Source organism: Natrinema versiforme JCM 10478, from assembly GCF_000337195.1.
Classification (GTDB): domain Archaea; phylum Halobacteriota; class Halobacteria; order Halobacteriales; family Natrialbaceae; genus Natrinema; species Natrinema versiforme.
On sequence record NZ_AOID01000005.1, the window covers coordinates 58,668 to 80,786 of the forward strand.

The 22,119-nt window shown below is 66.0% G+C and carries 22 protein-coding genes and 1 pseudogene; 8 read left to right on the plus strand and 15 right to left on the minus strand.

Annotated elements, in window-relative coordinates:
• Positions 1 to 120: 120 nt before the first annotated feature.
• Positions 121 to 2,046: an aldehyde ferredoxin oxidoreductase family protein gene (locus tag C489_RS01160; protein ID WP_006429258.1), complete on the plus strand. Its 1,926-nt coding sequence runs from the start codon at positions 121 to 123 to the stop codon at positions 2,044 to 2,046.
• 180 nt (positions 2,047 to 2,226) lie between these two features.
• On the opposite strand, the gene C489_RS01165 is transcribed toward C489_RS01160, so the two are convergent.
• Entirely contained in the window at positions 2,227 to 2,619 is a 393-nt protein-coding gene (locus C489_RS01165; protein WP_006429259.1) for a winged helix-turn-helix domain-containing protein, read from the minus strand.
• Between the two features lie 252 nt (positions 2,620 to 2,871).
• On the opposite strand from C489_RS01165, the gene C489_RS01170 reads away from it, so the two are divergent.
• Together C489_RS01170 and C489_RS01175 are read left to right on the plus strand one after the other, a co-directional pair.
• Positions 2,872 to 3,531, plus strand: a complete 660-nt coding sequence (locus tag C489_RS01170; RefSeq protein WP_006429260.1) for a helix-turn-helix domain-containing protein — start codon at positions 2,872 to 2,874, stop codon at positions 3,529 to 3,531.
• A gap of 144 nt (positions 3,532 to 3,675) precedes the next feature.
• A complete protein-coding gene (locus C489_RS01175) occupies positions 3,676 to 3,825 on the plus strand; it encodes a DUF7560 family zinc ribbon protein (protein ID WP_006429261.1) in 150 nt (49 codons plus the stop codon).
• Positions 3,826 to 3,861: 36 nt separating this feature from the next.
• On the opposite strand, the gene C489_RS01180 is transcribed toward C489_RS01175, so the two are convergent.
• From C489_RS01180 to C489_RS01230, 11 genes are all read right to left on the minus strand, one after another.
• Complete coding sequence (locus C489_RS01180) at positions 3,862 to 4,314, minus strand: pyridoxamine 5'-phosphate oxidase family protein (protein WP_006429262.1); 453 nt, start codon at positions 4,312 to 4,314, stop codon at positions 3,862 to 3,864.
• Positions 4,315 to 4,456: 142 nt separating this feature from the next.
• On the minus strand, positions 4,457 to 4,915 hold the full coding sequence (locus tag C489_RS01185) for a hypothetical protein (protein WP_006429263.1): 459 nt from the start codon (positions 4,913 to 4,915) through the stop codon (positions 4,457 to 4,459).
• A complete protein-coding gene (locus tag C489_RS01190) occupies positions 4,915 to 5,175 on the minus strand; it encodes a hypothetical protein (RefSeq protein WP_006429264.1) in 261 nt (86 codons plus the stop codon). The genes C489_RS01185 and C489_RS01190 overlap by 1 nt, the downstream gene beginning before the upstream one ends.
• Before the next feature lie 64 nt (positions 5,176 to 5,239).
• A complete protein-coding gene (locus tag C489_RS01195) occupies positions 5,240 to 5,560 on the minus strand; it encodes an AzlD family protein (protein ID WP_006429265.1) in 321 nt (106 codons plus the stop codon).
• Positions 5,550 to 6,335 carry an AzlC family ABC transporter permease gene (locus C489_RS01200; protein ID WP_006429266.1) on the minus strand — a complete coding sequence of 262 codons (786 nt, stop codon included), beginning with the start codon at positions 6,333 to 6,335 and terminating at the stop codon, positions 5,550 to 5,552. The genes C489_RS01195 and C489_RS01200 overlap by 11 nt, the downstream gene beginning before the upstream one ends.
• Before the next feature lie 91 nt (positions 6,336 to 6,426).
• Positions 6,427 to 6,636: a hypothetical protein gene (locus tag C489_RS01205; RefSeq protein WP_006429267.1), complete on the minus strand. Its 210-nt coding sequence runs from the start codon at positions 6,634 to 6,636 to the stop codon at positions 6,427 to 6,429.
• A gap of 78 nt (positions 6,637 to 6,714) precedes the next feature.
• Positions 6,715 to 6,993, minus strand: coding sequence for a ubiquitin-like small modifier protein 1 (locus tag C489_RS01210; RefSeq protein WP_006429268.1), 279 nt, complete (start codon positions 6,991 to 6,993; stop codon positions 6,715 to 6,717).
• 79 nt (positions 6,994 to 7,072) lie between these two features.
• Entirely contained in the window at positions 7,073 to 7,423 is a 351-nt protein-coding gene (locus C489_RS01215) for a hypothetical protein (RefSeq protein ID WP_006429269.1), read from the minus strand.
• 43 nt (positions 7,424 to 7,466) lie between these two features.
• The gene (locus C489_RS01220; protein ID WP_006429270.1) at positions 7,467 to 7,967 is read right to left on the minus strand and encodes a hypothetical protein; all 501 of its coding nucleotides are present in this window, start codon (positions 7,965 to 7,967) and stop codon (positions 7,467 to 7,469) included.
• 175 nt (positions 7,968 to 8,142) lie between these two features.
• Entirely contained in the window at positions 8,143 to 8,529 is a 387-nt protein-coding gene (locus C489_RS01225; protein WP_006429271.1) for a hypothetical protein, read from the minus strand.
• Positions 8,530 to 8,805: 276 nt separating this feature from the next.
• Positions 8,806 to 9,696, minus strand: coding sequence for a GNAT family N-acetyltransferase (locus C489_RS01230; protein ID WP_049890484.1), 891 nt, complete (start codon positions 9,694 to 9,696; stop codon positions 8,806 to 8,808).
• Between the two features lie 1,236 nt (positions 9,697 to 10,932).
• Between C489_RS01230 and C489_RS01235 the strand changes: the two are divergent.
• From C489_RS01235 to C489_RS01255, 5 genes and pseudogenes are all read left to right on the plus strand, one after another.
• Positions 10,933 to 11,312: pseudogene (locus C489_RS01235) on the plus strand (AAA family ATPase); the annotation flags it as partial.
• 65 nt (positions 11,313 to 11,377) lie between these two features.
• Positions 11,378 to 12,259: a VOC family protein gene (locus tag C489_RS01240; protein WP_006429275.1), complete on the plus strand. Its 882-nt coding sequence runs from the start codon at positions 11,378 to 11,380 to the stop codon at positions 12,257 to 12,259.
• Between the two features lie 153 nt (positions 12,260 to 12,412).
• Positions 12,413 to 15,703, plus strand: a complete 3,291-nt coding sequence (locus tag C489_RS01245; protein WP_006429276.1) for a PAS domain-containing protein — start codon at positions 12,413 to 12,415, stop codon at positions 15,701 to 15,703.
• Positions 15,696 to 16,160 carry a response regulator gene (locus C489_RS01250; RefSeq protein ID WP_006429277.1) on the plus strand — a complete coding sequence of 155 codons (465 nt, stop codon included), beginning with the start codon at positions 15,696 to 15,698 and terminating at the stop codon, positions 16,158 to 16,160. The genes C489_RS01245 and C489_RS01250 overlap by 8 nt, the downstream gene beginning before the upstream one ends.
• Complete coding sequence (locus C489_RS01255; RefSeq protein ID WP_006429278.1) at positions 16,157 to 17,848, plus strand: bacterio-opsin activator domain-containing protein; 1,692 nt, start codon at positions 16,157 to 16,159, stop codon at positions 17,846 to 17,848. The genes C489_RS01250 and C489_RS01255 overlap by 4 nt, the downstream gene beginning before the upstream one ends.
• A gap of 19 nt (positions 17,849 to 17,867) precedes the next feature.
• Here the strand turns inward: C489_RS01255 and C489_RS01260 are convergent, their stop codons facing one another.
• From C489_RS01260 to arcS, 3 genes are all read right to left on the minus strand, one after another.
• A complete protein-coding gene (locus C489_RS01260) occupies positions 17,868 to 18,887 on the minus strand; it encodes an LLM class flavin-dependent oxidoreductase (RefSeq protein ID WP_006429279.1) in 1,020 nt (339 codons plus the stop codon).
• Positions 18,888 to 19,049: 162 nt separating this feature from the next.
• Entirely contained in the window at positions 19,050 to 19,649 is a 600-nt protein-coding gene (locus tag C489_RS01265; RefSeq protein WP_006429280.1) for an HdeD family acid-resistance protein, read from the minus strand.
• Positions 19,650 to 20,270: 621 nt separating this feature from the next.
• A complete protein-coding gene (gene arcS / locus C489_RS01270; protein WP_006429282.1) occupies positions 20,271 to 22,022 on the minus strand; it encodes an archaeosine synthase subunit alpha in 1,752 nt (583 codons plus the stop codon).
• Positions 22,023 to 22,119: the final 97 nt, after the last annotated feature.

Consider the following 22,119-nt stretch of genomic DNA (forward strand, 5'->3'; position numbering starts at 1 on the left):
GTCGCTCCCCTCGAGCGATACGCAGAGCGATTGGTTTGCGTCCCGGATAACCGGTTTCGGTTACGAGAGGCTGAGAACGACTAACATGCTGGAGGTCGTATACAAGAACGAACGGTTACCATGACTGAACTCGGCGGATTTCAAGACAGGGTCGCGCGCATCGATCTCTCGGACGGGGAGGTCGCGTACGAGTCGATCGACGACGAGGACGCAAAGCAGTATATCGGTGCGCGGGGACTCGGGGTAAAGTACGTTTTCGAACAGGGGCCGGATGTCGATCCGCTCGGACCCGACAACCTGCTCGCGTTCATGAACGGGCCGCTGTCGGGCACCCAGGTAACGATGAGCGGCCGGATCGCCATCTGTACGAAGTCGCCGCTGACCGGCACCGTCACCGACAGCCACCACGGCGGCTGGTCGGGCGCGCGACTCAAGTGGTCCGGCTTCGACGGACTGCTGTTCGAGGGGGAGGCCGACGACCCGGTCTACGCCGTCGTTGAGGACGGCGAGGTCGAACTCCGGGACGCCGCTCACCTCTGGGGAGACGGGTTCCACGATACGCGCGACGCGATCGAGGAGGAAGTCGAAGGGTCCTACGGCAAAAATCTCTCGATCATGGGGATCGGCCCCGCCGGCGAGAACGAGGTCAAGTTCGCCTCCATCATGAACGAGGACGACCGTGCCTCCGGCCGCGGCGGCACCGGCTGTGTGATGGGGTCGAAGAACCTCAAGGCCGTCGTCGTCAAATCCACGACGAAGATGCCCAAGCCGGCCGATCAGGAGACCTTCAAGGAGGGCCACCAGCAGGCGATGCAGGCCATCACCGAGTCGGAGGTCACCGCGCCCAACGAGGGCGGCCTCTCGATGTACGGCACCAACGTCCTGATGAACATCGGCGAGGAGATGGACGGCCTCCCGACCAAGAACGGCAAGTACACCTCGACCAAGAGCATGCGCGAGGCCGAAGGGGCCGACATCGACGCCGAGCGCGTCTCCGGCGAGAACGTCCGCGAGAACATCCTCGTCGACGAGCCGACCTGTCACTCCTGTCCCGTCGCCTGCAAGAAGGAAGTCGAGGTCGACGTGATGCACAAGGGCGAGGAGATGAACGTCCGCACGGAGTCCTACGAGTACGAGTCGGCCTACGCGCTCGGCCCCAACTCCGGGCACACCGACCGCGACAAGATCGCGCTCATGCTCGAGCGCTGTAACGACATGGGCGTCGACACCATCGACGCGGGCAACATGATGGCGATGGCCATGGAGATGACCGAGCAGGGCAAACTCGAGGGCGTCGGCGAACTTGAGTGGGGCGACGCCGAGACGATGGTCGACATGATCGATCGGATGGCCCACCGCGAGGACGACCTCGCGGATCTGCTGGCCGAGGGGCCGCGCCGCGTCGCCGACCGCAAGGAGGCCCACGAGAACTCGCTTGCGGTCAAGGGCCAGACGATCGCGGCCTATGACCCGCGCTGTCTGAAGGGCATGGGCATCGGCTACGCCACCTCGAACCGCGGGGCCTGCCACCTGCGGGGCTACACCCCCGCCGCCGAAATCCTGGGCGTTCCCGAGAAGGTCGACCCCTACGAGTACGAGGGCAAAGGCGAACTTACCGCCCAGTTCCAGGATCTGCACGCCATCAGCGACTCCTTCGACATCTGCAAGTTCAACGCCTTCGCCGAAGGCATCGAGGAGTACGTCCTGCAGTACAACGGCATGACCGGCCGCGACGTCACCGAGGACGAACTCCTCGAGGCCGGCGAGCGGATCTACAACCTCGAACGGTACTACAACAACCTCAACGGCTTCGACGGCGCGGACGACTCGCTCCCGGAGCGCTTCCTCGAGGACGGCATCCCCGGTCAGGGTGCAAGCGAGGGCGAGTACTGCGAACTCGAGGAGATGAAAGAAGAATACTACGACCACCGCGGCTGGGTCGACGGCGTCGTCCCCGACGAGAAACTCGACGAACTCGGGATCGACCTCGGCCCCGGGACCGGCGTCAGCAGCGGCGGCGGCGCGGCGGTCTCGAGCGACGACTGATCGAACCGGTCGCTCGCGGTTCCGAATCGGCGTTTTTTCTGCGAAGACAGTGGTCGCGTAGCCAGACAACTGTCGGCGAAAAGCGATCGAGACTAACTGAGACGGGAACGGGAGACGGATCCACTACGGGGTCGCTCGAGCCGGTTCGGTGACCCGACTCGGCCGTGCGATGACGCCCGATCAGTCATCGGCGACCGCAGGCGTCGACGAGTAGCCGGAGCCCGAGTCGGTCTCGGGCGTCGTCATCTCGATTTCGATCCCCTCGTCGGCGACGGAGACGAGCACGTCGTCGAAGCTCTTGCGGTACTCGGTTGCGTGCTTGCCCGAGGTGTTGATTCGGACCTGTTCGTCGACCAGCTCGGCCTCGGTCAGCATCTCGACTTTCCGGTAGGCCGTCGACATCGGGATGTCGCACTTCTCGGAGACCTCCGTCGCGGTCAGCGACTCCTCGGCCGTCGCCTCGAGAATCGCGCGGCAGGCGTCGTCGTCGAGCGCGGCGAGAACCGCCTGCGGGTCGATCGGATCGTCGTTCTGCCAACCTCGGTTTCGGGCGTCAGAGTTCGTAGCGGACATCTGTTACACCTTCTAGTACCGACCGAGCCCCCTCCAAATGAGTCCCAATAAATACAGGGCTCTTTACATGGGGTGGGAAAACAATCGGGACGATTCGGCCTCGAGTCGGTTCGCTCGCGGAGGATGACGCGACTGAGGTGGCCGCGGTGGTCGCGGTGGCCCATTGGAAGGGACACCCCCGCTATCCGAGAGTCGGCGCGTTCCCGGCCCGTAGACGCAGGGTTTAGGGTGGACGGCTCCACAAGGGTGGATATGGCTTCGGGGATTCGCGCGGAGGTGAAGATCGACGACCCGTCCGACTGCGTCGTCGCACAGGCCTCGGCGGAGGCGGGCGGCCGGGTCCTCTCGGTCTCGAAGAGCACCAGCCCGTCCGCGCCCGAGCGCGTGACCGAGGAGTTCATGCTCGAGGCCGAGCGCTATCCCGACGCGTTCGATGTCGGCGCGGACCTCTCGGCGATCTTCTCCTACGGTTCGAGTGCCGTCTATCGGTTCGAGCGCGAACTCGGCTGTGGCTGTCCCTGCGAGTGCATCGAGGAACACGACTGTCCGGTGGTCGACGTCCGCACGCAGGGCGCATCGCTGTACCTGACCTTCCACGCGCCGGATATGCACGGGCTGCAGGCGGTCATCGGCGAGTTACGCGACCGCTACGCGAACCTCGACGTCCAGCGGCTGCTCCAGTCCCAGCAAGACCACGACGAGCGCAACCTCGTCTTCGTCGACCGGAGCACGCTCACTGCGCGCCAGCGAGAGGTCTTGGAAACGGCCCACCGGATGGGCTACTTCGAACACCCCAAGCAGGCCAACGCCGGCGAGGTCGCCGACGAACTCGACATCACCGGGACGACGTTCACCGAACACCTCGCGGCGGCCCAGACGAAGCTGCTGGACGCCATCTTGGACCACGAGTGATCGCTCGCTCGAGGGCGGCCGCTGACTCGAGGCACATGAACGTGTCGGGACCTACAGGCCGACGGCATCGAACCGCAACCCTATATATACTGGCCGGACAGCTAGACGGTAGACAACCGACGCTTCACACGACTCACCCCTGATATGAGCAGATACGAGTTCACGTGCCCGGAGTGCGGGCAGGAGATCGAAGTCAACGAATCGATGCGCGAGGCCACGCTCACGCACGGCTGTCCGGTCTGTGGAGCGTCGGTCACCTCCGCGGCGTTCGTGACGGAACAGCAGACGAACTAGCGCCGATCGCCGTCGATTCCGTTCGTCGCTCGAGCGCTACTCCTCCCGATCGACTTCGGTCCGCCGCCCGTTGAGCGTCGACGGCACGAGCCGGTAGAGTTCGATGTTCAGCGCGTCTTTTCCCTCGGCCCAGATTTCGAACAGCGGCCGCTTCGCATCCCCGTACTGGGCGATTTCGTCCGGCGTCAGCGCCGACGGCTCGATGCTCTCGAGGTCTCCCGTGGCGATGACGCTCCGGTAGGTCGAGCCGGCTTCGTCGTAGACGACGAGTCGCGCTTCGGGTTCCGACTCGAGGAACTGGCGCTTCTCGCTCTCGGGCGTCGATACCATCCGCATGTAGAACTCGCGGTTCTCGTCGTCGTAGCCGTACGAAATCGGGATCGCATAGGGTTCGTCCGTGCGCGCGAGCGACAACACCCCCGTCTCGTGACGGCTGAGGAAGTCGTCGATCTCGGCGTCCGTCATCTCGGTTTCCTGGTCGATGGCCATCGTCTCAGTGGTTTGCCAAAGGTGAAACGTGATCTTTATAGTTGCCATCGACCGCGAGACCCGTCGCCGGCACGTCGCGGCGTCCGACCGGCGTGTCGCACCCGGGCGTCGATGCGCGAGGACGGGAAGACGAACGTGCCCGTCACTCCCGCGACTCGAGATCGGTCCCGTCGGCGCTCCCGGCGGACGCTTCGTCGCGACTAGTGATCGAGTCGCCGCTACTATCGCCCGATTCCTCGCCGTCGCCCGTTCCGATGACGACCGGCTCTCGGATCTCGAGTGCCGTCTCGAACTCGTCTTCGCGGTCCGTCCGCCGTCCGATTTTGACCAGTTGCTCCTCGTGTGCGCGGCGGATCGCCGACAGCTCGCGGTCCGTGACGTCGAGTTCCTCGCCGAGGTCCTCCCAGTGGCCCCAGTCGACGAGGAACGCCTCGAGGTCGTCGTCCGCGTAGAGCCGTTCGTACTCGCGGCGGTATCGCTCTAGATCCGGTCCCAGTACTGCCTGTGCGCGCTCGATGAGGTCGGGGAGTCGGGTCGGCGGCACGCTCGCCTTCGCGGCGGTAAGCACGAGTACCTGCCCCTCGATCGGGTTCCCCGCCATCAGCCACCCGCGCGCATCGCCTTCTGTGCGAACCGTTCGACCAGCGGCTCGAGGGTGTCGTCGTCGCCCTCGAAGACGATCGTTATTTCGGTCAGTTTCAACGAGGGGCCGATGCCGACCTGTTCCGAGGAGAACGTCGCCGTCCAATCCTCGCCCTCGACGGTGTCGGCTGCGACTTGCTCGCCCCCCAGATTCGTCAGGTAGCGGATCACAAGCCGCTCGGAGATGCCGCGAAAGGAGCGCTCGATACGCGTAGCCATACCCGTGATTCGACGCCCGAACGGATAAATTCGCGTTCAGCGGTAACGAGGACCGATCGGCCGCCTAGACGATTGCCCGGAACAACACCACGGCCCCGACGCCGCTACAGAGCGACAGCAGGATGCTCTCGGTTCGCCACATGACCAGCAAGACGACGCCGGCCGCACTCCATTCGGCTGGCCCGCCGGCAGCCAGTTCCGGCCCGAGGATCGCAATCACGATCGCCCCCGGCAGAACCGAGAGTCCGGCCTCGAGTCGCTCGCTCACCTCGATCCGGCGCAGGACCCAGAGTCCGCCGACTTTCGTGAGCGCGGTCACGAGCGCCATGGCGACGATGACGCCGACCACAAGCGGGTCGAGTGCGAGGGTACCCTCACCGATCATGGCGGATCACCTCGACGGCGGCGGCCGCGAACCCGCCGAGCAGGATGTACCACCGGCCCGGAACGAGTTCCGCGGCCGCGACCGCGGTCGCGAGCGCGACGAGCCACGGCACCAGCGTCGACCGGCCCTCCCAGAGTTCGGCCGCGAGCGCGACGAACACCGCCGCGAGGACGAAATCGATGCCGTAGCGGGCCGGATCGCCGATCACGCCGCCGGCGGTCGCGCCCACGATCGTCGACGCGACCCAGAAAACCCACATCGCGATGCCGGTCCCCAGCAGGAACGCGCCCCGTCCGCTGCCGGATTTCAGTTCGCGCATCGTCAGCGCCCAGTTCTCGTCGGCCATCAGGAGCAGACTGCCGTAGCCCCGGCTCGGCGAGAGCCGCTCGAGCCACGGGCCCAGCGCGGCCCCCATCAGCGAGTAGCGCAGGTTAATCGCGAGCGTCGTGAGGACGACGGTCGCGACCGGGATCGGCTCCGCCCAGAGTTCGACGGCGACGATCTGGGCGGCACCGGCGAGGACGGTTGCACTCATCAGCGCCGCCTCGGCGACGCTCAGCCCGGCTTGGCGAGCGAGCATGCCGAAGGCGATGCCGTAGCCGCCGACGCCGATCGCGACCGGGAGACAGGTGAGAAAGCCGGCGCGGACTCCCTCGCGACTGAACGTGACCGATTCGCCGTCGGAGGAACGGGTCTCCTCGACCGGGCCGTCCGTCGGCCGGTCGGCGGAGTCGCCGGGGTCGTGGTCGGCGTCGCTGCCGTCGAATCCCGTCACGTTCGTCTCGAGTCGAACGACGCATAAATGGTTCTCGAAACCGCCCGCAGACGAGGGGGTTCGGCTCGATTCGATCGCATCCCGGCCCCGATCACACGCCGTAGTACAGCAGCGCGACCGCGATGACGCCCGCGGCCAGTCCGTACAACGGGCCGCTGGTGACCGCCAGCGCGACCGCGAGCAACGCGAAGACGATGCTGCAGAACAGACACAGCTGCTGGATCACGGTTCGGTCTTCGTTCCGACCGACGACCCAGTCGATCGCGGCTTCGAACGGGAGCAAAAGGAGATCGTCGAGCATAGATCAGGCATCGTTCCTGTCTGTAAAAAATATAGTGGTCGCATCTCTCGTCGAACCGTATCCGAACCCGCCAGTCCGCTATCCGCCCGCGACCGGTGGGAACACCGACACCACGTCACCCTCTGCCAGCGTCGTGTCGACGCCCTCCATGTGGACCACGTTGCGGCCGTTTTTCAAGACGCTCAACTGGGGGCGGATCGTTCCGTCCTCGACTAACTGCCCCTCGAGGCCGTCGTACTCGGCCTCGAGTGCGGTGAGTACGTCGCCGACGGTCGCACCGTCGTCGACCGTTCGCGTCCGCTCTTTCTCCCCGACGGCCTCCCGGAAGGTGGCGAAGAACCGGAGGTCGATGTCCATACGTCACAATCGGGTTCGGACGACATAAGTCCGGGCGGTTGTCGGTTTCGCGGCCTCGATCTCGAGTGCGGGGCGGTTCTCAGTCCGCCGACGCCGTCGGGGGCGACGCGTACGAGACCGAGTCGACGCCCGCATCCTCGAGTGCCTCGTCGATCGCGCTCGCGCCGAGTTCGGTCGCCTCGTCGGCGTCGGCGGCCTCGACGACCACCGTCGCGGAAAATTCGACCGAGATGGTGTACGGATCGAACGGCCCGTTCGGATGCTCGTACACGTCCGCCTCGGCGATTTCCCAGTCCGTGATCGGTCCCTCGGCTGCGAGGGACTCGAAGGTTGCCGCGAGTTCCGTCGTCGCTTCGTCGCAGGCGGTCGTGTCGGACCCACCCTGAAGGGTGACGAGCGTCGTCCCGGCACGGGATACAGCGAACTCCATGCACACCCTATTCAGCCCCGGCAGTTGAACGCTTGGGATGGGATCACGAACGCACTCGCTCCTCGATCCAGAACGGGACGCCGTGTGCCGACAGCAGCGACCGCATCCGCTCGACGCCGCCGGCGATATCCCACCCCTCCTGCGTGTAGTGTTTGTACGGATGGCGCAGCCACGAGTACTCGCGGTGGGCGAACACCTCGACGGCCCCCTCACCGGTCCGAAACAGCGTGACGTGGAGTTGCCACGTCGCCAGCGGCGACTTCCGACGGACCCAACTGCCCGCCGAGAGTCGCCCGTCGTCGTGGACCTTCAGCGACGCGATGGGTTCGGACTCGAACGCCAGCGTCTCGAGCGTCGATCGCACCGCCTCGAGTCCGCGCTTGACCGTCCCGACGTACTCCGCCGGGTGTTGGCGACAGATCGCGTAGCCACCGAGCGGTTCCTTGATTCGGTGCAGCGCCGGGAGGATGCGACGGCGCACGCGCGTCGTCAGGTCGACCGCGCCGGCCTCATCCGACCCGGGCCCGTCGGTCGTCGTTGCCACACGTCATTCTCTCGAGTGCGAGTACAAAACTATTTCTATGCCATACATTTCAAATTACTACTGCAGATACGAACGATGTCGATAAGAGGCAGCAGTTCGGGGATATAGGGCTATTTAGAATTGAGTCTTTTCTGATACCGGTGTCGGAACCGACCGAATGGGAAGGCGATGACCGCTACAGATCCTGCAATCGAATCCCGTCCTCGACCAACCGCGCGTTCCGCTCCCGATCGAGGTGTTCGCCTAACTCGTCGTGTTCGTGGAGTTGAGCGATCACGTCGGCGTACAGCGTTCGCCACGCGATCGCGTAGATCGGGGACTGGCCCCACGCTCGCAGTTCGGGGACGAACGCGTCGTAGGTCTCGTAGCGCTCCTCGAACCGGTCGATCGCCTCGAGCACCTGCCCCGCGGCCTCGCGCTCGTCGTCTGCCTCCTCGAGGATCCGATTGAACTGTGTCTCCCAGCCCGCGACGGCCTTTTGCATATCCGCCGCCACGGTTTCGTCGTCTGCCGGCAGTCGGTCGAGTATCGGTTCCGGAACGCCGAGGGAAATGTCCTCCATACGACCCGGTATGCGATGGACTGGCAAGAAAATTCCCGTTCGGGAATCAAGGCTGCTGACGTGATTTTCGTCTTTCCGCATTCCGTCTCTCCGCACGACGAACCGCACAGTGGCGCGCGCCGGAGAGCGACGAGCGAACAGCGAGTCGCGATCCGACGTCGTGCGAGGGTTGAGGACCGCAGCGACCGGCGGGAGCGAGGACCGCAATCGGCTGGGGAGGGTGTGGCTCTCCGCTGCCGGAGCTATTCCAACCGCTTCGGTCCGCGAGAGCCGGTCTCAGGGCCACGTCGCGAGCATGATCTCGTCGACGAACTCGCCATCGAGACAGTACTGGCCCTCGTGTTCGCCCTCGCGCTGCCAGCCGTTGTCCTCGAGGAACTCGATCGCGGCCTCGTTGGTCACCGGCACGTTCTGGTAGACTTTCTGGTATCCCGCACCAGCAGCCCACTCGAGGCCGTACTCGAGCAGCGTCGAGCCGACGCCCTGCCGCCGGAACGCGGGCTCGACGCCGACAGTCACCTCGGCAGTGTGACGGAGCGACGGCAGTTCGGGCGCGTCGAGATGCAGCCAGCCGACGATTTCCCCGTCCTCGTCCCCGCCGGTTCCGGACGCATTGGCTTCCGCGTCGCTTTCGGCGGCCTCGCTCCCATTGCTTTCCTCGGTAGCCTCGTCTCCCCGCTCCTCCTCGAACTCCGCGACGAAACAGACCCGCGAGCGTTCCTCGTTCGCTCGGACCAAAACTGATTCGCGCTCGAGTTCCGTCGCGACGTTCTCGGCGACGACGTACGTGCCGTCCGCGGCGACCGTCCGCATTGTCTCGACGACACCCGCTCGGTCCTCCTCGTACGCCGGCCGAATGGTGACCACCCCATCCTCGCACTCGAGACCGGTCGTCGTCGCCTCGAGTGCCACCCGAAACTTCCCGTCGACTTCCGTCAGGTAGCCCTCGGCCTGCAGCGCCTCGAGACTGGATCGGAGTTCGTCCGGCGCCGGCGCGACCGTTTCGGTGTAGGTCCCCGAGCGGGCGGGTTTCGAGTGGGCCCGGCCGTCGTCGATCTCGATCGATCGCGCCAACTCGGCCGGCGTGACCGCACCGTTACGCTCGACGTACTCGTAGACGCGACGCTGCACGTCGTCCTCGAGCGATCCCGGTGGATACATGCTCATACCGAAATCCCACCGACTGCCGGCATTAGTATGCGATCCGTATCGACCGCCGTTGCCGACCGGCTACGGCGAAGCCTCCGATTGCCTGCGGTCCCGAACCGTTTCGAATCGCGCTGAGGCCCGTCGTGTCGGTCCAATCGCGGATTAGCGCCCGTGGCCTGGTTAGTCGAAGCGATGTCGGCACGCGAGAGATTTTGGTATAGCAAAATACGATTTACCACCGCCGCGGGGTGTCGAGTTCCTCGGATTCTCGAGTCGAACCCGTGAAACTGACGCTGAAACACTGGCGCAGGCCACCAGCGGATTGTCTCGATCGATCGGACCGCGGTCGCCCTCGCTTCTCGATGCATCTCTCCGCACGATTCCCACTCGTCGACGTGGGTGTGACTCGAGTCGATACTCGAGCGGTACGACGGCGTGGTTTATAATCTCAACTGTCGCCGAAATCGGTCTCTCGAGATGGACGACTCGCCGGAATTCGGACGGATTGCGACCGAACCTCGAGAGCGAACGATTTTGACTGCTGGGTCGCTCTTCTGTCGCTGTTTGTCCGCCGGCTGGCGATGTTCCGATCCGGCTCGGTTCTCCCACGTGCGGTAGTAAACACGTGTTTCTCACTCGTAACCCCCGAGTGAGACATCGACATTCGGGATCCACTCGAGTCGACTCGAGTCTTGCGTACGGAAGCGATCGAAGCGGTCCATCAGTAACGGAAAGCGGTACTCTCCCGGCTACCAGCGATCACGATTCGGGCTCGTTCGGAGCCAGTCGCCGCGGCACCGACAGTGAACGCGCGAGGTCCGGTGGGTCTCGAGACCGGAATCGTGTCCAGTCGGAGATTCTGTTCTAGATCGGCTTGCCGATTCACACTTCGCGCGAGCCGGACTCGACGACAGCCGGTTCGGTCGCAAACAGATGGCGGTATCACTGCCGTCGCGAAACCGCCGGTTCGCTCGAGCGAGACCGAACGGCTTTCGAATCGGCCGACTACAGGACGGTGGTCGAATCGGCTGGGGACACTCGAGAGAGCGTTTTGCTTCCAGTTTCCGAAAATCCGAGAGCGTCCACCTGTTGAGCGCCGTTCGTCCCGTTCGAGATTGCTGTCGTTGTCCGCCGAAACGGCCTCGGGTCCACTCGATAAATCACATACTGCGATATCGAATCGGGTGGGTTTCGGAAGTATCGGAACCGGCCCGGCGTCGTTTATTACCGTTGAGAACGAATCGGTCCGGTGTGATCGCCGACGCCGCGTCGGGTGACGCCCGCGTCGGAATCGGTATCCTCCGGTCGGCCGCTCGCCGGGCGGAACGACAGGGGTGGCATCGATTACGGACGACGTGCTCGAAGCGGCGATTCCGGACGCCCGGACGGCGATCCGCCAGAAGACTGTAGAGGGCCTGATCGAACACAGCGGGTGCTGTACGACGTGATCGACGAGGCCGGCGAGATCGAGCCCGGGGACCTCTACGCGGAGTACGAACGCTGCGTCGAGGAACCGAACGCTGCGCAACTACCTGACGAAGATGGTCCACTACGACCTGATCGAGGCCGTCGGGGAGCGTCGGGGACGGACCTACCGACTCATCGACGGTCCCGGCGGGGACGACGGCGAGTAGCGACGTCACCCGGTCGATCTCCGACGGGCCGTAAGAGCCACTTCGCCGGTGTCCAATAGTGGTGTATGAGCCGATCTTCGGCGCTGCCGGCTGACACCCGCCTCGGCCGGACCGCACTTCGCGTCGCCGATCTCGCTGCGACGATCGAGTTCTATCGCGATATCGTCGGCCTCCGCGTACTGGACCGCGACGAAACCCGGGCGACGCTCGGCGTCGACGACGCGCCGCTGCTCGAGGTACTCGCAGCCTCGACCGCCGAGCCCGAGCCACGAGATGCACAGCGTGCGGGACTCTACCACAACGCGTTCCGCGTCCCATCGCGTGCAGGCCTCGGGGCCGCACTCGAGCGAATTCGAGACCGCTGGACCCTCGACGGAGCCTCCGACCACGGGGTCAGCGAGGCGCTTTACTGCACCGATCCGGCGGGTAACGGCGTCGAGATCTACCGCGATCGGCCGCGGGAGGCGTGGCCGCGGACCGACGACGGGACGATCCGAGCGGCCGGCGGCCCGCTGGATCTCGACGCGGTCGCAGCGGCGGCGGACGACGCGGACGCGACGGACTCCCGATCGGCACCCGGCGGGACGACCCTCGGTCACATCCATCTCGAGGTGTCCTCGCTCAAGGACGCGGAGACGTTCTACGTCGACCTGGTGGGGTTCGACGTGTCGATGTCGTTCGCGCCCGGTGCGCGCTTTGTCTCGGCGGGCGGCTACCACCACCACGTCGGGCTGAACACCTGGAATCGGCGGTCGGACGCGGCGGACGCGGCCGGTGGACTGGGGCTGGCGTGGTTCGAGGTCCTCGTTCCGGACGCGGACGCACTCGAGACGGTTCGGGCGCGACTCGCCGACGGCGGCGCGGCGATCACCGAGATCGAGGACGGCATCGAGGTGGACGATCCGGACGGGATTGCGATTCGGGTTCGGTTCCCAGGGGAGCACTAGCCGCGCCGGAACCGGGAATCGGCGACGCCGACCCGTTCGAGTCAGGTGGGAAGTCGTTCACGCCGAGATGACTGTAATTTCGACTCGAGCGTCTCTCTCGCGTGTGATTTGAGCGCTAGGTTTACACCGTTCGCCGGTCTTTTTCGGGGTAATATGGCTGCCGCTGATTCGTCAGCAGATTCTCTCCGTTCGCGGCTCCGTCACCGGGAGGCCGTCGCGGACCTCGGCCGGCGGGCCCTCGAGTCACCCGATCTCGACGGGACGCTCGCCGACACGGCTGCGGTCGTCGCGGAGACGCTCGAGATCGACGCCTGTTCCGTCCTCGAACTGCGGCCGGACGGCGACACGGCAGTGCTGCGCGCGGGGGTCGGCTGGGAGCGAGGAGCCGTCGGCTCGACGGCGGTATCGACCGCGCCCGAATCGTGGGCCGGCCCACCGCTCGAGGAGCCGAAGTCGGTCGTTACGGCCGCTGGACGCGGCGATGCGGAGGCCGAACCTACCCCGCTCGCGGACGCCGAGTGTGTCCGGCGACTCGGTGTCACGATCGGCGACGCGACGGAGCCGTGGGGCGTGCTGGTCGGCCATTCGGTGGCGGCCCGCGAGTTCGGCGATCACGAGGCCGACTTCCTCGCGGATATCGCGGCCCTCCTCGAGTCCGCGATCGAAAACGAGCGGGACCACCGGGAGGACCCCCCGACCGACGCGGTCGCGGACGGTATCCTCGAGACGAGTCCGACGGGGATCACCGTCGTCGGTGCCGACGGCAACGTCGAGTTCGCCAACGAGCGCGCCGCGGAAATACTCGGCCGAACGCGGGCCGAGATCACCGCGCTCTCGGACGACGATCCGTGCTGGGATCCTCGAGACGAATCGGGGACCCGGATTCCGCCGGCCGAGCTGCCGTTCGAACGAGTCCTCGAGCGCGGGGAGGACGTGCTCGACCTCGAGGTGAACGTCCGGCGGCCGGACGGCGGGCGCGTCTGGCTCTCGGTCAACGGCTCGCCGCGGCGGACCGCAGACGGCGAGGTGACGAGCGCCGTCTTCGCCGTCGAGGACGTTACCGACCGCAAACGGCTCGAGACGGAATCCGAGGCGGCGTTCGACCGAATCACGGACGCGTTCTTCGGGCTCGATATGGACTGGACGATGACATACGTCAACGAGCGCGCGCGGGAACTGATCGACCCCGACGACGAGGGACTGCTCGGCGAGACCCTCTGGGAGGCGTTTCCGGAGGCGGTCGATTCGGCGTTCGAAACGGAGTACCGTCGAGCAATGGAGACCCAGGAACCGACGCAGTTCGAGGCGTATTTCCCGCCCCTCGAGACGTGGTTCGAGGTCCACGCGTATCCCACGGAGACGGGGCTGTCGGTCTACTTCCGGGACGTCTCCGGGCGGAAAGCGACCGAGCGGGAACTGGCGGAGACGAACCGCACCTTGCAGCGGCTCTATGCCATCACCGCCGACGGGGAGCGGACGTTCAACGAGAGGGTGGACGACCTGCTTGCGCTCGGCCGCGAGCGGCTCGGGCTCGAGGGCGGCTTTTTAGCGCGGATCGACAAGGCAAACGACCGCTTCGAAGTGACCCACGCCAGCGGCGGGACCGACGGACTCCGGGCAGGGACGGTGTCGTCGCTGTCGACCGCCTACTGCGGGCGGACCATCGAATCGGACGACCTGCTCGCGTTTACCGACTCGCCGCTCGAGCATGGGATCGACGAGGACGCCTACGACGAGTGGGGCCTCGATTCCTATCTCGGCGGCCGAATCCTCGTCGACGGCGACCTCTACGGGACGCTCTGCTTCGAAGACGAGTCGGCCCGCTCGAGGCCGTTCACGCCGGCGGAGCGGTCGTTCGTCGAACTCGCGACCCAGTGGATCAGCAACGAACTCGAGCGCCAGGCCTACCAGCGTGACTTGGCGGAGAGCGAGCACCGGTATCGGACCCTCGTCGAGCACTTCCCGAACGGAATCGTCGCGCTGTTCGACGAGGACTTGGAGTACACGCTGGCCGGCGGCGAAATACTCGCGGAGATGGACATCTCCGTGTCCGAGTTCGTCGGGCAGACGGTTCAGGAACGCTACGAGGGCGAAACGCGCGAAACGTTCGAAACGAACTTTCGGGCGGCTCTCGAGGGCGAGCATCGGTCGTTCGAGTTCAGTCTGCACGGCCGCGAGTGGTCGGCCCACGCGGTGCCGATCGAGGACGAGGGCGACGAGGTGTTCGCCGGGATGGTCATGGTCCAAGACGTCACCGAGGCCAAGGCGAAACAGCGCCAACTGCGCGAGCGCGAATCCCGCCTCGAGCGCTTCAAGCAGTACACCGACGACGTGCTCGACGCGATCGACGACGTGTTCTACGTCCTCGACGAGACCGGTGATCTCACGCGGTGGAACGAGACGCTCACCGAGGTCACGGGGTACACGGACGAAGAAATCGCGTCGATGCACTCCCTCGAGTTCTTCGGCGACGAGGACGCGACCGATATCACGGCCGCGATCGGGGAGGCCTTCGAAACCGGCCACACGCGCGTCGAAGCGACGATCCAGACCAAAGACGGCACGGAAGTCCCCTACGAGTTCGTCGCCTCGGCGCTCGAGAACCTGGACGGCGAGCCGGTCGTCACCGGCATCGGACGGGACGTGACCGCCCAGCGGGAGTACGAGCGCACGCTCGAGGGAGTGGTCGACGACCTCGAGGAGTCCAACCGACGGCTCGAGCAGTTCGCCTACGCCGCCTCCCATGACCTCCAAGAGCCGTTGCGGATGGTCTCGAGTTACCTGACGCTGGTCGAGCGCCGGTACGCCGACGAACTCGACGCGGACGGCGAGGAGTTCATCGAGTACGCCGTCGACGGGGCCACCCGAATGCAGGAGATGATCGACGGCCTCCTCCAGTACTCCCGGGTCGACACGCAGGGCGATTCGTTCCGCCCCGTCGATATCGACGCCGTCGTCGCGGATGTCCTCGCCGACCTCGAGGTACGGATCGACGAGACCGACGCCGAGATCGACATCGGCTCGCTGCCTCGGGTCCACGGTGACCCCGGTCAGCTCCGCCAGTTGTTCCAGAACCTGCTCGATAACGCGATTACCTATTCGGGCGACGGAACCCCACGTATATCCGTATTCGCGGAGAAAGACGGGGCAAGATGGATGGTTTCAGTTCGCGATCGGGGGATCGGGATCGATCCGGACGACACGGATCGCATCTTCCGGGTGTTCGATCGACTCCACAGCCACGAGACGTACGCCGGCACCGGGATCGGCCTCGCGCTCTGCCAGCGGATCGTCGAGCGCCACGACGGCGAGATCACCGTCCAGTCGGTCCCCGGCGAGGGGACGACGTTCGCGGTCGCACTCCCGGCCGTTCCCGACACGGACGCGGAAGCAGCGACGCCACTCGAGACCGATGCGGACACCGACGGACGGACCGATGAGTGAGTCAGACGGCTTTCAGGCCGAGCCGGCACAGATCCTGCTGGTCGAGGACAATCCCGGCGACGTGCGCCTGACCAAGGAGGCGTTCAAACAGGGCCGGATCGAGAACGCCCTGCACGTCGTCTCCGACGGCACCGAGGCGCTGGATTTCCTCTCCCAGCGCGGCGAGTACGCCGACGCGCCGCGGCCGGACCTGGTCCTGCTGGATCTCAACCTCCCCGGCAAGGACGGCGAGGACGTCCTCGAGGAACTCAAAGACGATCCGGCGCTGCGATCGATTCCGGTAATCGTCCTGACGAGTTCGCGGGCGGAGGAAGACATCGTCAAGTCCTACGAACTGCACGCCAACGCCTACCTCACGAAACCGGTCGATCCCGACGAGTTCATCGAGACCGTCCGCGCCTTCGAGAAGTTCTGGTTTTCGGTCGTGCGGCTGCCCCCCGAGGTCGATGGCCAATGAGCGAGACGGATACCCAAGCCGAGAGCGAGCAAGACGCGGAGGCGGCCGATACGCTCCGCATCCTCCTCATCGAGGACAACCCCGGCGACGCCCGGCTCATCCAGGAGATGCTCCGGGACACCGAGGAACTCGCCCAGCGGGTGAGCCCCGGCGAAGCCACCGGCCAGACGCCCGAAATCTCCCGCGAAAACCGCCTCGAGGACGGACTCGAGACGGCCCACGCCGAGCCCACGGATATCGTCTTGCTCGATCTGAACCTCCCCGACAGCGAGGGGCTCTCGACCCTCGAGACGGTCCACGAGGAGACGGGCGAGACGCCGATCGTCGTCCTGACCGGCGTCCGCGACCAGCAGGTCGGCGTCGAGGCGATCCAACGCGGCGCACAGGACTTCCTCGTCAAAGACGAGGTGACCAGCGAACTGCTGGTGCGGACGATCCACCACGCGATCGAGCGCGCCAGACAGGAGCGCGAACGCCGCCAGCAACGCGAGCAACTCGAGGCGCTCAACCGGCTCAACCGGATCGGCCACGACATCACCCACGCGGTGATCACGACCGAGACGCGGGCGGAGCTCGAACAGCAGGTCTGCGATCGGCTCGCCGGCTCCGACGCCTACCGGTTCGCGTGGATCGGCGGGGTCAACCCGGGTAGCGACCGCGTCGTCGCGAAGGCTGCGGCCGGCGTCGAGGAGGGCTATCTCGAGGAGATCGACGTCTCCGTCGACGAAGCCGACGAGAGCGGGCAAGGGCCCGCGGGAACGGCGATCCGGACCGGGCAGGTACAGGTCATGAACAACGCCCAGACCGCCCCCGAGTTCGAGCCGTGGCGAGAGCAGGCACGCGCCCGCGACTACCGGTCCTCCGCGGCGATCCCGATCGTCCACGAGGACCTCGTGTACGGCGTGTTGTGCGTCTACTCGTCGTCATCGCGGGCGTTCGAAGGGCCGGAGACCGCCGTCCTCGCCCGGATCGGCGACGTCATCGCCCACGCCATCACGGCGATCGAACGCAAAGACGCGCTGGTCAGCGACGCCGTCGTCGAACTCGAGTTCCGCGTCGAAGACATGGCCGAAGAACTGGTCGCCCTCTCGGCACGGGAGTCGTGTACGATCGAGTTCGAGCAGTTGGTCGGCGGCGACGAGGCACTACTGGCCTACGGCACGGCACGCGGGGTCTCACAGGAGGAGTTTACCGATACCATCGACGAAACCGACGGGATCGGCGACGTGCGATTCCTCTCGGTCAGGCGCGACGAACTCGAGTTCGAACTCGTCGCACCCGCAGCCGTCTCGCTGTTCGAGACGATCGCGACCCACGGCGGCCGCGTGGCGTCGGCGACGATCAGCGACGGGGAGTTCCGCTTTGTCGTCGAACTCCCGCGCGGGCGGGACACCCGACAGATGATCGAACTCATCAGGACCCAGCGCGACGACGTGACCTACCTCGCCCAGCGCACCACCGAACGCGGCGAGCGCAGCGATTCCGGCTCCTCGTCGGTCCTCGAAGAAGAACTAACCGACAAACAGCGGGCCGCCCTCGAGACGGCGTTCTTCGCGGGCTATTTCGACTGGCCCCGCGGGAGCACGGGCGAGGAGATCGCCGAACGCCTCGGGATCGCGCCGGCGACGTTCAACCAGCACCTGCGGACGGCAGAACGCAAGTTCTTCACGTCCGTCTTCGGCGAGTAGCGACCCGCGTTCGCCTTTCTTAGATTCCGACGGCGTCGGCGAGCAGTTCGTGAGAACGCACCACGTCGTCGTGGTCGGCGATCAGATTCTGCACCATGACGTCTTCGACACCGACCTGCTCGGTCAGTTGCTCGAGCAGGTCGGCCACCGTGTCCGGGCTGCCGGAGATCGCACGCGGCCGGTCGCGGGCCGGGAGCGGATTCGGCGTCGGCTCCGGGACGCCGCCGAGTTCGTCGACGGCCTCCTCGACCGGCGGCAGCGACCCGACGACGCCGCGGCGCATCCGCTGATAGGACGCCTCGGCGCTCGCCCGAAGCCTGGCCGCGTCCTCGTCGGTTTCGGCACAGGCCACGTTCAGCGCGAGCATCCCCGTCGGCTCGTCCGGCCCCGCCGCGAGCGGCGAGGGCTCGAAGTTGGCTCGATAGGTCTCGAACGCCTGTTCGGCGAGATTCGGCCGGATGAACCCAGCGAAGCAGTATCGAAGGCCGAGCTCACCGGCGATTTCGGCGCTCGAGGGACTCGAGCCGAGGACCCACGTCTCCGGGGTGTCGTCGGCCGACCGCGGGAGCGTCAACTCGGCGTAGGGATGGTCGTCGTCGAACCCGTCGTAGAGGTGATTGACCGTCGCTTCGATCTTCTCGGCGTGGTCCTCGTCGGGGTTGCGTTTCTGCCGGTCGGTCCCCAGCGCACGGTCGGCGGCCGGAATCCCGGTCGCTCGGCCGAGACCGAGGTCGACACGGCCCGGTGCCAGCGCGTCGAGAGAGCCGAACGTCTCTGCCACTTTGAACGGCTGGTAGTGGTTGAGCAGGACCGTCCCGGACCCGATCCGGATCTCGTCGGTTTCGGCCGCGAGATACGCGATGAGCGTCTCCGGGGTCGTGCTCGCGATGGAGTCGGCCATCCCGTGGTGCTCGGCCACCCAGAACCGCGAGTAGCCGAGGTCCTCGGCCCTCTGGGCGAGGGCGACCGTGTTAGCGTACGCATCGGTCGCACTGTCCCCGTCGCGAACCGGCGCGAGATCGACGATCGAGAGGTTCACATCCGCGTTCGGGGTTCCGCACCCAATAACCGTTCGTTCCGCTCATTGAGCCCAGTTCACTCGTGGCGCTCGGTGCTCTCGCTCGAGGGTGAGACGACAGTGCGACGGAAAGACCTCGTCGCGTATTATAAGTGAAGTGTAGTTTGACAGTTCGAAAAACAATCACGTCCCGCGAGGTTCGGTCGCGGGCGGGGTGGCGTCCTCGAGCGGGCGGGCGGCCATCGCGACGGCCACCATCGAGAGCCCGGTCACGAGGAGGTTGATGCCGACGAGCAGGCCAATCGCCCACGCCGCGGTGGCCGGGAACCCGACCCAGAGGAGCGCGGCGAGGACGATCGAGGCGACGCCGCTGACGGCGATCGACGTCCGGCCGGGAGTGCCAGCCATTCGCGCCGCTGCCGCGAGTTCTGCGACGCCGTCGACGGCGAAGTACGCTACGAGCGCCAGCGTCAGGGTGATGAGCGCGACCGCGGGTGCCGCGAGGACGGCGATCCCGGCGATCATCGAGACGACCGCGAGTGTGGCCTGCCAGATTCCGCCGCGCCGGCTGCGGTCGGTAAACGCGTGAACGCCGTGGACGATCCCGCCTGCAACGAGGAGCACGCCGAGGGCGATCGTCATCGAGAGCCCGGTGACCATCGGGATGGCCATCGCGAGGAGCCCGATCAAACCGATGGCGACACCCGCGATCGCGAGCGTTCGCCATTCGTTCTCGAGGGAGTAGCCCTCGTCGTGTCCGGTGGATGCTGTGGTACTGGTCATCGGAGTCACCGATACTACGTACGCCGTCTCAGTATTTAATACAAATATACGATTTGACAGTTTGTCGCGGGAACAGACCGGTCCGAAACCCGGAGTAACCGACGGCTCGAGCGCACTCGAGGGAAAACGGGAAGACTGTGAAAACGAGAAGCGGGCGATCGGTGGGAAGCACGGCCGTTATTCCGATGGCCGCGTCAGGTCGAGCCGTGACGGACAATCGAAGCAGTGAGTACCGCGAGTGCGATCTCTGTGGCGAGGCGGTCCCCGCAGCGGTCTATCGCGAGCACTTACTCAAGGAGTGTTCGGGTGGGTGAGCCGTGCCCTTTCCCGCTCGCGTCTCGAGACTCAGTGCCGCCTACAAGCGGAGTCGTTCGACCCGCTGCTCTCTCTCATTGAGACGCGGGAAAAGTGTTATCAGAGTTGATAGAATCACAGCGAGACAGTGACGGGAGCTTCGACCTCGAGACTCTGGGAGTGTCCGATGTGTGGGCGGGCGGTCAACGGCTTCGTGAACGGCCGCCGGTGTCCGTCTTGTGGGGAGACTGTCTCCGATAGCGGCGAGTCCGATGGCTGGTCCGATACGGACCCGGACCCGTAGTCGCGCGGTCGCCTCGGTGCGGGCTACTTCTCTTCGACGTGGCGGACCTCGCAGGCGACGCCGCGCGTGCTGTCGGCCATCTCGCCGCCGAACATCTCGGCGCGGCCGACGGCGAAGGCCTTCGGCCCTTCGACGACCACCTCGTCGCCGACGCGGATGTCCTCGTCGGCGTCGACGACCCCCGGCGCGAGCACGCTGCCGTGGGGGACGAAGCCGTCGATCTCGACGCGCTTCGTCGGTGCGTCGCTCTCGAGCCAGCGGCGCGCGCCCTCGAGGGTAAAGGAGAGGGTCCCGTACTGGGGAACCATCGTCGCGAGCTGGGTCGACTCGCTGTCGCGAACCTGAATTTTGGGGTAGCGACTGGTCGTCTGGATGTCCTCGAAGAGGTCGTCGCCGGCTCCGTCGCCGAGCAGGTAGTCCGCGATGGCGCGGACGGTGTTGTGCTCGCGCTCGCGCTTGGAGTATTTGAGTTCGCCCGACAGGGCACTCGAGAGATTCGCGAGCGACTCGTCGTCGGTCGGATGCTCCGCAACCGTATAGGTGATATCGAGAGCGAGGCGCTCCTCGACGCGCTCGACGATGTCGCGGTAGCCCTCGTCGGGGACGTGGGCGATGATCTCGGGGTACTCGTTGCGCTCGAGGTACCGCTCGAGGACCTCGCTCACGAACTGTTTCTCGTCTTCGGACCACCGACCCGTGACGACGGTGTCGTAGTGTTGGGCTGGATAGGTCGTCTCGAGTTCCTGCGGGACGACGCCGATGGGACTGGTCATCGACACGAGGTGGGCGCGCCACTGGATGGCGTCGTGGAACTGGCGGTGGCTCTGGGACTCGCTGTAGGGTTTGGCGGCCGAACAGGGAACCAACACGAGCGGGTTTTTGAAGCGGTTCCGGTAGCGCGTCGTCACCCGGTCGGCAAAGCGCTGGATTTCGACCCGTCGCAGGGTGTCGCTGGTCGCGGCGCTGATCTGGGCGTCTCGCAGAATCGGCGTTCGCTCCTCGAGGTAGCCCCACTGGGAGTCGAGTTCGCGCATGGCGGCAGTAAGCCACTGATCGTGGCGGGCCTGGCCTTCGACGTAGTCCCGCAATCGGCCGTCTCGGATTCGCCGACGGACGATCGCCAGTTCCGACTCGAGGGCGTGTCGGTTGTGGTCGGCGCAATCCTCGCGGGTGAACTCCTCGCGGGGTTGCTGACAGGCCGGACACGAGCAGGGCAGTTCCTCGAGGTCCTCGAGGAAGTAGGCCTCGTCGGTCGTTAGATACCGGCCTTCGGTCCCTTTCACGACGGCTGCGGTCTCGTCGAACAGGTCGACGCCGGCGTAGGCCAGCAGGGCGACGTTCCGGGGCGTGGCGACGCCGGAAAACAGCAAGGCGGTGTCGGCCGGAATCGCCTCGCGGGCGTCGACGACGGCCTCGACCAGCGCCGCGCCGTGGCCGGTCACCGATTGGACGTTCGAGACCGCGTACGCGTCGGTGCCGTGATCTTCGGGGCTCTCGCTCGAGACGACCGCGACGCTGGGGTAGTCGACGTCGGGGTAGTCCACGCCGAACGACTCCCGGACCTCGTCGGCGGTGCCGCCGGGGAACGCCCGGTGTGGAAGCACGGTGAGTTGGGAGTCGTCGCCGTCGGGAAGGTCGCGGTCGGCGCTCCAGAGCGAACCCGCGTCCTCGAGGACGTCGTCGACGAGTGCGGGCGTCGAAATCGGCGAGGAGAGGCGGAGTTCGCCCACGCGCGCGGCCCCGTCGCGCTCGTGTACTTCGAAGTAGTCGGTCATACCCGATATGGCCGGGGCGAGCGAAAGAGGTTGTCGATAGCGAGCGGTCGATCGGTCACAGCGAGCGATCCACTGCGAGTCCCACACTGTTCCCCAC